The organism is Streptomyces sp. NPDC087310, assembly GCF_044744405.1.
Classification (GTDB): Bacteria; Actinomycetota; Actinomycetes; order Streptomycetales; family Streptomycetaceae; genus Streptomyces.
Genome location: NZ_JBIUYF010000002.1, coordinates 988,693 through 1,001,152, shown reverse-complemented (window position 1 = coordinate 1,001,152; position 12,460 = coordinate 988,693). Strand labels below are relative to the sequence as shown.

General features: G+C 73.3%; 11 protein-coding genes. 8 read left to right on the top strand and 3 right to left on the bottom strand.

Annotated features, from left to right (window positions below):
- Positions 1–6: 6 nt before the first annotated feature.
- Entirely contained in the window at positions 7–801 is a 795-nt protein-coding gene (locus tag ACIO3P_RS10070; protein WP_329822511.1) for a M23 family metallopeptidase, read from the top strand.
- A gap of 196 nt (positions 802–997) precedes the next feature.
- Entirely contained in the window at positions 998–1,705 is a 708-nt protein-coding gene (locus ACIO3P_RS10065) for a GntR family transcriptional regulator (RefSeq protein ID WP_329822510.1), read from the top strand.
- Between the two features lie 125 nt (positions 1,706–1,830).
- On the opposite strand, the gene ACIO3P_RS10060 is transcribed toward ACIO3P_RS10065, so the two are convergent.
- Complete coding sequence (locus tag ACIO3P_RS10060) at positions 1,831–2,112, bottom strand: HPr family phosphocarrier protein (protein ID WP_329821515.1); 282 nt, start codon at positions 2,110–2,112, stop codon at positions 1,831–1,833.
- Between the two features lie 129 nt (positions 2,113–2,241).
- On the opposite strand from ACIO3P_RS10060, the gene ACIO3P_RS10055 reads away from it, so the two are divergent.
- The 4 genes from ACIO3P_RS10055 to ACIO3P_RS10040 all read left to right on the top strand — a co-directional run bounded on the left by ACIO3P_RS10055 (position 2,242) and on the right by ACIO3P_RS10040 (position 7,777).
- On the top strand, positions 2,242–5,118 hold the full coding sequence (locus ACIO3P_RS10055; protein WP_401848145.1) for a GNAT family N-acetyltransferase: 2,877 nt from the start codon (positions 2,242–2,244) through the stop codon (positions 5,116–5,118).
- An 81-nt stretch (positions 5,119–5,199) separates the two neighbouring features.
- Positions 5,200–5,805 carry a DUF5998 family protein gene (locus ACIO3P_RS10050; RefSeq protein ID WP_329821512.1) on the top strand — a complete coding sequence of 202 codons (606 nt, stop codon included), beginning with the start codon at positions 5,200–5,202 and terminating at the stop codon, positions 5,803–5,805.
- On the top strand, positions 5,805–7,001 hold the full coding sequence (locus tag ACIO3P_RS10045) for an alkaline phosphatase family protein (protein ID WP_329821511.1): 1,197 nt from the start codon (positions 5,805–5,807) through the stop codon (positions 6,999–7,001). Before ACIO3P_RS10050 ends, ACIO3P_RS10045 begins: the two co-directional genes overlap by 1 nt.
- 134 nt (positions 7,002–7,135) lie before the next feature.
- Positions 7,136–7,777 (top strand): thymidine kinase, encoded by a 642-nt coding sequence (locus ACIO3P_RS10040; protein ID WP_329821510.1) that lies wholly within the window; start codon positions 7,136–7,138, stop codon positions 7,775–7,777.
- A gap of 44 nt (positions 7,778–7,821) precedes the next feature.
- On the opposite strand, the gene ACIO3P_RS10035 is transcribed toward ACIO3P_RS10040, so the two are convergent.
- A complete protein-coding gene (locus tag ACIO3P_RS10035) occupies positions 7,822–8,592 on the bottom strand; it encodes a VOC family protein (protein ID WP_329821509.1) in 771 nt (256 codons plus the stop codon).
- A gap of 288 nt (positions 8,593–8,880) precedes the next feature.
- Here ACIO3P_RS10035 and ACIO3P_RS10030 point away from each other — a divergent pair, with 288 nt between their 5' ends.
- Positions 8,881–9,705, top strand: a complete 825-nt coding sequence (locus ACIO3P_RS10030) for a sulfurtransferase (RefSeq protein ID WP_329821508.1) — start codon at positions 8,881–8,883, stop codon at positions 9,703–9,705.
- A 187-nt stretch (positions 9,706–9,892) separates the two neighbouring features.
- On the opposite strand, the gene sepH is transcribed toward ACIO3P_RS10030, so the two are convergent.
- Entirely contained in the window at positions 9,893–10,921 is a 1,029-nt protein-coding gene (sepH, locus tag ACIO3P_RS10025) for a septation protein SepH (RefSeq protein WP_329821506.1), read from the bottom strand.
- Between the two features lie 497 nt (positions 10,922–11,418).
- On the opposite strand from sepH, the gene ACIO3P_RS10020 reads away from it, so the two are divergent.
- Positions 11,419–12,438 carry a hypothetical protein gene (locus tag ACIO3P_RS10020; protein WP_401848147.1) on the top strand — a complete coding sequence of 340 codons (1,020 nt, stop codon included), beginning with the start codon at positions 11,419–11,421 and terminating at the stop codon, positions 12,436–12,438.
- Positions 12,439–12,460: the final 22 nt, after the last annotated feature.

Below are 12,460 nucleotides of genomic sequence, written 5' to 3'. Positions count from 1 at the left end.
CACTCCATGGCGTTCACCCGTGCCACCGGGAAGCACCGCGCCCCGAACCGCATCACCTGCAAGGGCGCGAGCGCCGCCGGGTTCGCGACGCTGACCGCGACCGGCGTCATCGGCTCCCTCGCCTCCCCGGCGCTCGCCGCCGACAGCTCCACCGAGGCCGCCACGCACACCGGACTGACCCAGGTCATCGCCATCGGCGACGCCGTCGCCGGCGCGGTCGACGACCAGGCCGAGGCTCAGCGCCACGCCGCCGAGAAGGTCGAACGGCTGAAGGCCGAGGCCACGGCGCGCGCCGCCGCGAAGGCCGAGGCGGAGCGCAAGGCGGAGGCCCGCGCGAAGGAGCTGCGCGAGGAGCGGGTGCGCGCCGCGCGCGCCGAGGAGCGCAAGCGGCTGGGCACCTTCCAGCTTCCCGTCGCCGGCTCGTACGTCACCACCGGCTACCAGTCCGGCGGCTCCCTCTGGTCCTCCGGCAGCCACTCGGGCGTCGACTTCCGCGCCGCGTCCGGCACCTCGGTCGTGGCCGTCGGCATGGGCACCGTGGTCGAGGCCGGCTGGGGCGGCTCGTACGGCAACAACATCGTCCTCAGGATGGCGGACGGCACCTACACCCAGTACGGCCACCTCTCCTCGATCGGCGTCTCGGTCGGCCAGAGCGTCACCCCGGGCCAGCAGATCGGCCTCTCGGGCGCCACCGGCAACGTCACCGGGCCGCACCTCCACTTCGAGGCCAGGACGAGCGCCGACTACGGCTCCGACATGGACCCGGTCGCGTACCTCCGCGCGCACGGCGTGGCGGTCTGACACCTCCCGCCCCACCCGCGCACCGCTTCCCCCGAAGGCCCCGGCTCCGCGCCGGGGCCTTCGCCGTGCTCCCGCGCTGGCCAAAAGATATCCATGGATTCCGGGCACCCATCGGAAATTCGCGTTGATTGCAATAGAGTCACGGAACAGGCGTCAATCGGCAGCGTTTCGCGCGGATTAAGGCGGAGGTTCGGACATGCGCATTCCCGCGCACTCGGTATGCACGGCCATTCGCGACGACATCGTCTCCGGACTGTTCGAGCGGGGCAGCCGGCTCACCGAGGAGCAGCTCGCGCGGCGCTACGGCGTCTCCCGCGTCCCGGTACGCGAAGCCCTGCGCACGCTGGAGTCGGAGGGCTTCGTGACCACGCGCCGCCATGTCGGCGCCTGTGTCGCCGAGCCCACGGAGCAGGAGGCCGCCGACCTGCTGGAGGTACGGCTGCTGCTGGAGCCGCTGGGCGCGGCGCGCGCCGCCCAGCGCCGTACGGAGGCCCACCTCAAGGTCCTGCGCGGCCTGGTCAGACTGGGCCAGGAACGGGCCCGTAGAGGCCAGGGCGAGGATCTGCGCTCGCTGGGCGCCTGGTTCCACGAGACGCTCGCCCAGGCGTCGGGAAGCCCCGCGCTCACCTCGCTGCTCACCCAGCTCCGCCACAAGATCGCCTGGATGTACGTGGTCGAGCAGCCCAGTCACCCGGTGGAGTCCTGGGCGGAGCACGGCGCGATCGTGGACGCGGTGGCGCGCGGCGACGGCGAACGCGCGCGGGCGCTCACCACCCTGCACGCGGAGCGCACGATGGCGGTGCACCGGCTGCGCCGCCCCGGGCACGGCCCCGACCCCGGCCGGGCCCGGGAAAAGGTGAGGGCTTCGCAACACGCCGTAAACATCGCGAGCGCACAGCATTAACAATCGAGCCGTATACAAAGAGAATAAATAGGTGCGGCCTATTCTTTGCTGCCCGCACGAAAAGACGGAGCCGTGGTCCACCGAATTCGGTGGACCACGGCTCCGTCGTGGAAATACGCTCCGGATCAGACCGTTTCGGGGAGCTCGTCGAGCCCCTCGGCGACCAGCTTGGCCAGCCGGTCCAGGGCGGCGTCCGCACCCTCGGCGTCGGAGGCCAGCACGATCTCCTCGCCGCCTTGCGCGCCCAGACCGAGCACCGCGAGCATCGACGCGGCGTTGACGGGGTCGCCGTCGGCCTTCGCGATCGTCATGGGGACGCCGGCGGCCGTGGCGGCGCGGACGAAGATGGAGGCGGGACGGGCGTGCAGGCCCTCGGCCCAGCCGACATTGACGCGGCGCTCAGCCATGGTGTTGCCCTTCAAGTCGCAAAAAGTCTCAAAACAGGTGTCCGTACCAGACTCTCATGGGGCGCGGGACGGCCCCCCGTCGCCCCCGATCACCGGTCACCGAGACCGCCCGCGCCGTAGGCTGGCGACATGGAGCACCCGCGGGACCACGCGTATCCAGGGCACTGGGAGGCGGACGTGGTGCTGCGCGACGGCGGCACGGCCCGGATCAGGCCCATCACCACCGAGGACGCGCAGCGGCTGGTCAGCTTCTACGAACAGGTCTCCGACGAGTCGAAGTACTACCGCTTCTTCGCCCCCTACCCGCGCCTCTCCGACCGCGACGTCCACCGCTTCACGCACCACGACTACGTGGACCGGGTCGGGCTCGCCGCGACGGTGGGCGGCGAGTTCATCGCGACCGTACGGTACGACCGCACCGACGAGCGCGGACTCCCCGCCTCCGCCCCCGCAGACGAGGCCGAGGTCGCCTTCCTCGTCCAGGACGCGCACCAGGGCCGCGGTGTCGCCTCCGCCCTCCTGGAGCACATCGGCGCGGTCGCCCGCGAGCGGGGCATCCGCCGTTTTGCCGCCGAGGTGCTGCCCGCCAACGCCAAGATGATCAAGGTGTTCCGGGACGCCGGGTACACCCAGAAGCGCAGCTTCGAGGACGGCGCCGTACGGCTCACCCTCGACCTGGAGCCGACCGCCGAGTCCCTGGCCGTCCAGCGCGGCCGTGAGCAGCGCGCGGAGGCCCGCTCCGTACAGCGCCTGCTGACCCCCGGCTCGGTCGCCGTCGTCGGGACCGGCCGCGCCCCCGGCGGCGTCGGCCGCACCGTGCTGCGCAACCTCCGCGACGCGGGCTTCGCGGGCCGCCTGTACGCGGTGAACAGCGCGTTCCCCGAGTCCACCGAGAGACTCGACGGCGTCCCCGCCGTACGCTCCGTCACCCGGATCGGTGAACCCGTCGACCTCGCGGTCCTCGCCGTCCCCGCCGACCGGGTGCCGGAAGCGGTCGAGGACTGCGGCCGCTCCGGCGTACAGGGCCTGGTGGTCCTCTCCGCCGGTTACGCGGAGAGCGGCGCCGAGGGCCGCGAACGCCAGCACGAACTGGTGCGGCGGGCCCGCTCGTACGGCATGCGCATCGTCGGCCCCAACGCCTTCGGGATCATCAACACCGCCGACGGCGCCCGGCTGAACGCCTCCCTCGCGCCCCAGCCGCCCGCACGCGGCCGGATCGGCCTGTTCACCCAGTCCGGTGCGATCGGCATCGCGCTGCTCGCCGGGCTCCACCGGCGCGGCGCCGGCCTGTCGTCCTTCATCTCGGCGGGCAACCGCGCGGACGTCTCGGGCAACGACATCCTCCAGTACTGGTTCGAGGACCCGGACACCGATGTCGCGCTGCTCTACCTCGAATCGATCGGCAACCCGCGCAAGTTCACCCGGCTCGCCCGGCGCACGGCCGCGGTCAAGCCGGTCGTCGTGGTGAAGGGCGCCCGGCACAGCGGCAGCGCCCCGCCGGGACACACCGTCCCCGTCACCCGCATCCCGGACGCCACGGTCTCGGCGCTACTGCGGCAGGCCGGGGTGATCCGCGTCGACACGGTCACCGAACTCGTCGACGCGGGCCTGCTGCTCGCCTCCCAGCCGCTCCCCGCGGGCCCGCGGGTCGCGATCCTCGGCAACTCCGAGTCGCTCGGCCTCCTCACGTACGACGCCTGCCTCACGGAGGGCCTGCGCCCCCTGCCGCCCCAGGACCTCACCACCGCCGCGGCGCCCGACGACTTCCGTACGGCGCTCACGGCGGCGCTGGCCGACCCCGGCTGCGACGCCGTCGTGGTGACCGCGATACCCCGGGTGGGGGAGACGGGCACGACGGACCCCGCCGACGGCGGCGCGCTGGGCACCGCGCTCAGGACTGCCGCGGCGACGGCCCCGGCGAAGCCGGTCACGGTGGTCCACGTCGAGATCGGCGGCCTGCCGGAGGCCCTGTCGGCGGCGACGAACAGCGGCCCGTCCCGGCCGTCACCGCCGACGCGGACGCCTCCGGAGCCTGCGCCCGAACCGTCCCCGCCGCCTGAGCCGTCCCCGCCGCCCGAGGTGCCTCCGTCCGCCGATGCCGATGCCCCCGCCCCCGCGCCCACCGCCGTACGCATCCCCGCCTACCCCGCCGCCGAACGCGCGGTCCGGGCGCTCGCCGAGGCCGTCCGGTACGCGCGGTGGCGGCGCCAGGCCGCCGAGCCCGGCAAGGTCCCCGAGTTCCTGGACGACGCCATCGACGCGAGCGGGGCCGCCGCCCTCATAGAGCGGCTCCTCGGCGCGGCCCCCGACGCCCGCCGCGTCTCCCTCACCCCCGACGACGCCCACGAGCTGCTCGCCCTCTACGGCATCCCCGTACGGCCGACCCTGCCCGCGCCGGGGCCCGACGCGGCCGTCGCCGCCGCCGCGCGGCTCGGCTACCCCGTCGCCCTGAAGACGACCGCCCCGCATCTGCGCCACCGCGCCGACCTCGGCGGCGTACGGCTCGACCTCGCCGACGAGGCACAACTGCGGCTCGCCCACCGCGAACTGACCGAGACGCTCGGCACCGCCGTCGAGCTGCGTCCCGTCGTCCAGGCCATGGCGCCCCGCGGCGTGGACACCGTCGTACGGGCCGCCATCGACGCCGCCGCCGGCGCCGTGCTCTCCTTCGGGCTGGCCGGCGCCCCCTCCGAGCTCCTCGGCGACCTCGCCCACCGGCTGGTCCCCGTCACCGACCGGGACGCCGCCGAGCTGATCCGGTCGATCCGTACGGCGCCGCTCCTCTTCGGCTGGCGCGGCTCCGCACCGGTCGACACCCCTGCCCTGGAGGAGGTGCTGCTGCGGGTGTCCCGGCTGGTCGACGACCACCCCGAGGTCGTCTCCGTCACCCTGGAGCCCGTCGTCGTCGCCACGCACGGGGTCTCGGTGCTCGGCGCCGCCGTCCGTCTCGCACCGCCGCCCGCCCGCGACGATCTGGGCCCGCGCACCCTTCCCAGCTACTACTAGGGCACTACGAGGCCACTGCTCAGCGGTTACCCCCGGGACAGGGCGTCTCCGGCAGCCATCCGGCCACCGTAGGATGAGCCCATGGCGAAGACCGGTACGACGACCCAGGGGCTGCGCACGGCGATCGAGCGCAGCGGCTACTACCCGGCTCTCGTGGCCGAGGCGGTGGAGGCCGCTGTCGGCGGTGAGCCGATCTCGTCGTACCTGGTGCACCAGGAGACCACGTTCGACGCCAACGAGGTGCGGCGGCATGTCACCGTCCTCGTGCTGACGGCCCACCGCTTCATCGTCAGCCACACCGACGAGCAGGCCGCCGACTCCAGCTCCCCGACGCCGTACGCCACCACCTCCACCGAGTCGGTCAAGATCGACCGCATCTCCTCCGTCGTGGTCAGCCGTGTCGTCGCCAACCCGGAGTCGTACAAGCCAGGCGCCCTGCCGCGCGAGGTCGTCCTCACCATCGGCTGGGGCGCCGTCTCCCGTATCGACCTGGAGCCCGCCGCCTGCGGCGACCCCAACTGCGAGGCGGACCACGGCTACACGGGCAGCTCCACCGCCGACGACCTGAGCCTGCGTGTCAGCGAGGCGGGCGACGGTCCGGACGCCGTGCGACAGACGCTCGCGTTCGCGCAGGCGCTCTCCGAGGCGATCGCGGCCACGGCGGCCACCGCGGCGACCGGCCGCTGATGGCAGCCGAACCCCTCTGGCCGGAGCCCGTCCCGCTCGCCCTCTCCAGCGCGCCGCTGCCGCAGTACGGCAGTGGCTCGCTCGCCGATCTGCTGCCGACGCTCGCCGCGGGCCAGGGTGTACCGGATCTGACCGCGACGATCACCGAACTGACCCCCGCCGACCGGAACTGCGTCTTTCTGATCGACGGCCTCGGCTGGGAGCAGCTCAAGGCCCACCCGGACGAAGCGCCGTACATGACGTCGCTGCTGGCCACCTCGCGCGGCTCCACGGGGCGCCCCCTCACCGCGGGCTTCCCCGCCACGACCGCGACCTCCCTCGCCTCCGTCGGTACGGGGCTGCCCCCCTCCGCGCACGGCCTGCCCGGCTACACCGTCCGCGACCCCGCGACCGGCGCGCTGATGAACCAGCTCCGCTGGAAGCCGTGGACCGCGCCGCACGTCTGGCAGCCGTACCCCACCGTCTTCACGCTGGCCGACGCGGCGGGCGTGCACACCGCGCAGGTGTCCTCCCCGACCTTCCAGCACACCCCGCTCACCAAGGTCGCGCTGAGCGGCGGCTCCTTCTTCGGCCGGCTCTCCGGCGAGGACCGGATGGACCTGGCCGCCGAGCAGCTCGCCGCGGGCGACCGGTCGCTGGTCTACACGTACTACAGCGAGGTCGACGGCAAGGGCCACCGCTTCGGGGTCGACTCCGACGCCTGGCGCGGCCAGTTGATGTACGTCGACCGGCTCGTCCAGCGCCTCGCCGAACAACTTCCGCCCCGTACCGCGCTCTACGTCACCGCCGACCACGGCATGATCGACATCCCCTTCGACGACGAGTCGCGCCTCGACTTCGACGAGGACTGGGAGCTGCGCGCCGGGGTCGCCCTGCTGGGCGGCGAGGGCCGGGCCCGTCATGTCTACGCCGTACCGGGCGCCGCCGCCGATGTCCTCACGGTCTGGCGCGAGGTGCTCGGCGAGCGGTTCTGGGTGGCGAGCCGCGACGAGGCGATCGCGGAGGGCTGGTTCGGACCGCCCGGCGCTATGGACGAGCGGGTGTACGGCCGGATCGGCGATGTCGTCGCCGCGGCCCACGACGACGTGGTGATCACGGCCTCCGTCCGGGAGCCGCACGAGTCGCAGATGGTCGGGATGCACGGCTCGATGACCCCCGTCGAGCAGCTCGTCCCCCTTCTCGAAGTACGCTCGTAACCGCTCGTACGCCCGTACGACGCCCTGACCGACCCCTGTGGCCGGCCCCGTACGACCGTGCGGACCCCTGTACGGTGCCGGTGCGGCGCCCGTCGACCGCAGCAGCCGAAGACCCGAAAGGCCGTCACCCCCTCATGCCAGAGCTGGTGTTCTTCTCCGGAACGATGGACTGCGGAAAGAGCACCCTCGCTCTGCAGATCGAGCACAACCGCTCGGCGCGCGGGCTCCAGGGCATGATCTTCACCCGCGACGACCGGGCCGGCGAGGGCAAGCTCTCCTCCCGCCTCGGCCTGGTCACCGACGCCGTCGAGGCCGCGGAGGGCTTCGACTTCTACGCGTATCTCGTGGAGCGGCTCTCCCAGGGCGGCCGGTGCGACTACGTCATCGCCGACGAGGCGCAGTTCCTCGCCCCGGTCCAGGTCGACCAGCTCGCCCGGGTCGTGGACGACCTGGAGCTGGACGTCTTCACCTTCGGCATCACCACCGACTTCCGCTCCAAGCTCTTCCCCGGCTCGCAGCGGCTGGTGGAGCTGGCCGACCGGGTCGAGGTCCTTCAGGTGGAGGCGCTCTGCTGGTGCGGCGCCCGCGCCACGCACAACGCGCGGACCGTCGGCGGCGCCATGGTGGTCGAGGGCGCGCAGGTCGTCGTCGGGGACGTCCACCAGGGCCGCGACGAGGTCGGCTACGAGGTGCTGTGCCGGCGCCACCACCGGCGCCGGATGACCGCGGCGACCGCACGGGCCGCCACGCTCTCCCCGGACGTCCTGCCGGTCTAGCGCATGGCCGCCGCCGGGGCCCGCGCCGCCCGTACGATCAGGCCCTAGACCGACCGTACGATCGTGAAGACCGCGCCCTCCGGGTCCGCGACCGTCGCGTGCCGTCCGTTCACGCCCTCGCGCGGCTGCTGGAGCACCTGCCCGCCCAGCTCCGTGACCAGCCGCGCGGCGGCGTCGGTGTCCTCCACCTCGAAGTGCGTCATCCAGTGCGCGCCCCGCTCCCGGGTGAGCGCGCGGCCCACCCCGTGCAGCGAGGCGACGGGACGGCCCCGCAGACGCAGGGTCAGGAAGTCGAAGTCGGCCGAGACCACCGCCTCCAGGTCGTAGCCGAAGAGCGCCGCGTAGAACTTGCCGACCGAGGACGTCTCGCGGGTGATCAGTTCGTTCCAGACGGGTGTGCCGTGCGCCCCGGCCACCGCCGTCCCCGTGTGCGCCGCCGCCTGCCAGATCCCGAAGACCGCGCCACTCGGGTCGGCGGCGATGGCCATCCGGCCGGCCTCCGCCGCGTCCAGCGGGCCGACGCCGACCGTGCCGCCGCAGCTCCTGATCGTCTCGGCCGTCAGATCCGCGTTGTCCGTGGCCAGGTAGGTCATCCAGGCGATGGGGAGATGCCGGTCGGGCGGCAACTGGCCGATCCCCGCGATCTCCTTGCCGTCGAGCAGCCCGCGGACGTACGGTCCGAGCTGCTGCGGCCCCGGCTCGAACTCCCAGCCGAACAGCGCTCCGTAGAACTCCTCCGTCGCGGCAAGTCCGTGCACCATCAGACTCACCCAGCAGGGTGTTCCAGGCGTGCGCCGGGTCGCTGCCTCGGTCATCGTCACTGTCTCCTCGGACCTTCGTGGTGGCCGTGCGGACCGGGCGCGCCGCGGGAGTAACTGCCGGTGGAACCGCGGAAGTACACGCGGAACCACCTGGGGAGGAACGGGACGGAAGCGGCCGTGCGCCCGTGCCGATGCTCGCACCCGGCGGCGCGCGGCGCCGCCCGGCCGCGCCGCACTTGGCGGGATCTCGATTCGCTGTTTACCGGCTGTTTCACGGGCCGTTACATCGCACGGTCCACCGCCGCTCCCGCCGCGGGGCGGCGGTACGGGAGGATGACGTTCATGACAGCCATCATCACAGCGGCCGAACTCACCGGCGAGTCGGCGGGTCCGCGTCCGCCCGTACTCCTCGACATCCGCTACCAGCTCGGCGGACCGCCCGGCCGCCCGCAGTACGAGGCGGGGCATCTGCCCGGCGCCGTGTACGTGGACCTCGACGCGGAGCTGGCCGGTCCGCCGGGCGAGGGCGGCCGTCATCCGCTGCCCGATGTGGCGGCCTTCGGCGCGGCGATGCGCCGTGCGGGTGTCGGCGCGGACACGCCGGTGGTCACGTACGACGGGGGCCTGGGGTGGGCGGCGGCCCGCGCCTGGTGGCTGCTGCGCTGGACGGGGCACGGCGACGTCCGGGTCCTGGACGGCGGTCTGGCCGGCTGGACGGGCCCGCTCTCCACCGAGATCCCGGAGCCGGCGGAAGGCGACTTCCGCCCCGTACCGGGCGCGCTCCCGGTGCTCGACGCGGACAGCGCCGCGGCCCTGGCCCGGGACGGGCTGCTGCTGGACGCCCGCGCCGCCGAGCGCTACCGCGGCGACGTCGAACCGATCGACCGGATCGGCGGCCACATCCCCGGCGCCGTCTCGGCTCCCACAGCGGAGAACATGGCCGAAAACGGCACCTTCCGCCCGGCGGCGGAACTCGCGGCCCGCTTCGAGGCGCTGGGAGCCACGGGCCGGAGCGTCGGCGTCTACTGCGGCTCGGGCGTCTCCGCCGCCCAGGAGGTACTGGCCCTGGAGCTGGCGGGCATCGGCGCGGCGCTCTACGCGGGCTCGTGGTCGCAGTGGTCGTCGGACCCCGACCGCCCGGTCGCCAAGGGGCCCGACCCCCGGTAACCAGGCGTGCCGGGCACCGGGAGAGCGCGCGAGGGGCGGGTACGCACCGCACGCGGTGAGTACCCGCCCCTCGGACTGCGTATAGGAGGGTGTGCGAACCCTGTCAGCCCCTGCCCGACCTGCTCAGTCCGTACCTGCTCCGCCCGTACCTGTTCTGCCTGTACCTGTTCGGTCCGTACCCGCTCTGTCAGTCCTGCTTCTTGCGGCGGGTGCCGAAGACGATCTCGTCCCAGCTCGGCACCGCGGCCCGCCGCCCGGGGCGGACGCCGTCCGCCTCCGCCTGTCGGTCCGTCGTGCCCGTGAGCCGGTCGCGGTGACCGGCCACCGAGCGCGGCATCAGTACGTCCGCGTACGCGGAACCGGCGCCGGCCGAGGCGGCGGGCGCCTCCTCCGCGTCGGGCTCGTCCTCCGGGTCCACGCCCCCGGGCTCCGGCGGCGCGGGGCGCTCGGGCACGACCATGTCGCCGCGGAAGCTCGGCACGGCCTCCAGCAGGCTGGTGAGCGAGTCGCGTTCGTCGGTGTCGTCCGGCTCCGGGGCGACGGGGCGCTCCAACTGCCGGTCGAGGGAACGGTCCAGCGGCCGGTCGCGCGGCAGCCGGGCGATCCGCGGTACGAACGGGAAGCTCGGCTCCTTCGTGACCGTGTCGTCGGTGTCGCCGATCAGCGCGCGCGCCTCGTCGTCGACGGCCTGGACGAGCCGCCGGGGCGGGTCGTACGTCCAGCTCGCCGAGTGCGGCTCGCCCGCGACCAGATAGACCAGCAGTACTTCCCAGGTGCCGTCGTCACGGCGCCACGAGTCCCACTGCACGGTCTCCTTGTCGGCGCCGCGCAGCGTCAGCCGCTCCTGGACCGCCTCGCCGAGCTGGGGTCCGGTGTTCTCACCGGGGCGGCGTACGGCGGTCTTCCTGGCCCGCTCGGCCATGAAGGCGCGCTCCGCGAGCACCGGGCCCTCGAAGCGGCGGACCCGGTCCACCGGGATCCCCGCGTGCTGCGCCACTTCCTCGGCCGTGGCACCGGCTCGTATACGCGCCTGGATGTCCCGTGGTCTGAGGTGGCTCTCCACCTCGATCTCGATCTGGCCGAGACGCGCGCGGTCGTTGCGTACGGCGGCGCGCAGCCGCTCGTCGATGGGGAGCGTGTACTCCGTGCTGTCGGCAGCCTTGAGCACCAGTCGTGTGCCGTCGTTGGAGACGGCCACGACACGCAGTTCGGGCATGGGAACCTCCCGGGTGGTGCCTGCCGACGTCACGTGCGTCGCTGCTTCCGCTAGTCGAGTGTGGCCTGCCCGGGTGCAGCCTGCCACAACCTTTCCGTGCTGCCCGGCGTGTCGGGCATGGGCCCTGGATCGCCGATGACACGGTTACCCTTTGCGACGCGAAGTGACGAAATGGTCACTCCGTGCAACAGGCGCCCGTGCGGTGCCGCGGCTCCGCCGGATCGAGTGCCATGTTCGGCTCCCTTCCCGTAGGTCCCGGACACCCATGAGGGGGTCCGGCCCCAGGGCTCGCCACAGTACTCCATTCGGGCCATCCGGGTGGACCGGCACGCCGCCCAAGTTCTCACGGCGCCGGGGAGTTGATGCCTCGGTGCGGTCCATGAGTGGCCGGATGTGGGTGTCCTGCTTCACAGAACCCGCCGAAGCGGAACTATCCGCTTCGCTCAGAGGTCACTCCCTGGTGCAAGGTGGGACAGATGTGCAAGCAGGGGCTGTAGATGGATCAGAGGCTGACGACCAGTACGCGAACGGGTGAGAAGCCGGAAAACGGCGCGACGGGCCCAGGCGCCGACCCGGAGGAAGGGGAGCGGAAGGGGCCCCGGATCGAACTGAGCCTGCCGCAGGTCGCGGGCAGCGCGCTCGCGGCGATCGCCGCGGCGGTGCTCGCCTCCCAACTCGGCGTGTACGGCACGATCATCGGCGCGGGCGTGGTCAGCGTGGTCGCCACCTGTGGCGGTTCGGTCTTCCAGCACCTGTTCAGCCGTACGGGGGAACAGATCCGCGTCGCGGCCGTCCAGGCGAAGCCCGGAGGGCGGCAGGTTCCGATATCGCCCGAACGGGGTGATCCGGGTCGACGGGATGACTCCACCGGCTCCGCCGATTCCGGACGTGGCGTCGACGCGACCAGGCTGATGCCCCAGGTGCCTCAGGCAGCTCCCGGGTCCCAGGCGTCTCCGGAGTCCCCGGCGTCTCCGAGCGAGGGGTTCACCCGCGCCACGACGCACGGCACGCGCGTCCGCGGCTGGAAGCGCCCGGTCCTCGCGGCCGGGATCGTCTTCGGCGTCGCGATGGGCGGGATCACCGGGTACGAGCTGATCTCCGGTCAGGACCTGAGCGGAGGTACGGGAACGACCGTCGGCTCCGTCGTGAGCGGCGGACACCGGACCACCCCCTCCACCCCGACCGACCCCTCCGCCACGCCTTCCCCCGACACCACTGCCTCCACCGGCGGCGACACGGGCACCACCCCGGAGGGCGGCACCTCGCCGTCCCCCTCCGGCGGCGGGCGGAGCGACGGGACGGACCAGGAGAGCGGCACAGGCTCCGGCTCGGACACCGGCACCGACCCGACGGGCACCCCGTCCGCCCCGGCCTCCGGCCCGACGGACTCCACGGGTTCCACCTCCGACTCCACCGGCGACGGCGACTCCGGCGCCTCGTCCGCCCCGGCCCCGACGCCCTCGGGCAGCGCCGACACCACGGCCGGCGGCGACGGCGGGACCACGAGCGGGGAGTAGGAGACGTACGGCGCGCATCGGT

Coding starts and splice junctions, on each gene's coding strand:
- ACIO3P_RS10070 (WP_329822511.1), top strand. CDS start 7: ATGGCGTTCACCCGTGCCACCGGGAAGCACCGCGCCCCGAACCGCATC.
- ACIO3P_RS10065 (WP_329822510.1), top strand. CDS start 998: ATGCGCATTCCCGCGCACTCGGTATGCACGGCCATTCGCGACGACATC.
- ACIO3P_RS10060 (WP_329821515.1), bottom strand. CDS start 2,112: ATGGCTGAGCGCCGCGTCAATGTCGGCTGGGCCGAGGGCCTGCACGCC.
- ACIO3P_RS10055 (WP_401848145.1), top strand. CDS start 2,242: ATGGAGCACCCGCGGGACCACGCGTATCCAGGGCACTGGGAGGCGGAC.
- ACIO3P_RS10050 (WP_329821512.1), top strand. CDS start 5,200: ATGGCGAAGACCGGTACGACGACCCAGGGGCTGCGCACGGCGATCGAG.
- ACIO3P_RS10045 (WP_329821511.1), top strand. CDS start 5,805: ATGGCAGCCGAACCCCTCTGGCCGGAGCCCGTCCCGCTCGCCCTCTCC.
- ACIO3P_RS10040 (WP_329821510.1), top strand. CDS start 7,136: ATGCCAGAGCTGGTGTTCTTCTCCGGAACGATGGACTGCGGAAAGAGC.
- ACIO3P_RS10035 (WP_329821509.1), bottom strand. CDS start 8,592: ATGACCGAGGCAGCGACCCGGCGCACGCCTGGAACACCCTGCTGGGTG.
- ACIO3P_RS10030 (WP_329821508.1), top strand. CDS start 8,881: ATGACAGCCATCATCACAGCGGCCGAACTCACCGGCGAGTCGGCGGGT.
- sepH (WP_329821506.1), bottom strand. CDS start 10,921: ATGCCCGAACTGCGTGTCGTGGCCGTCTCCAACGACGGCACACGACTG.
- ACIO3P_RS10020 (WP_401848147.1), top strand. CDS start 11,419: ATGGATCAGAGGCTGACGACCAGTACGCGAACGGGTGAGAAGCCGGAA.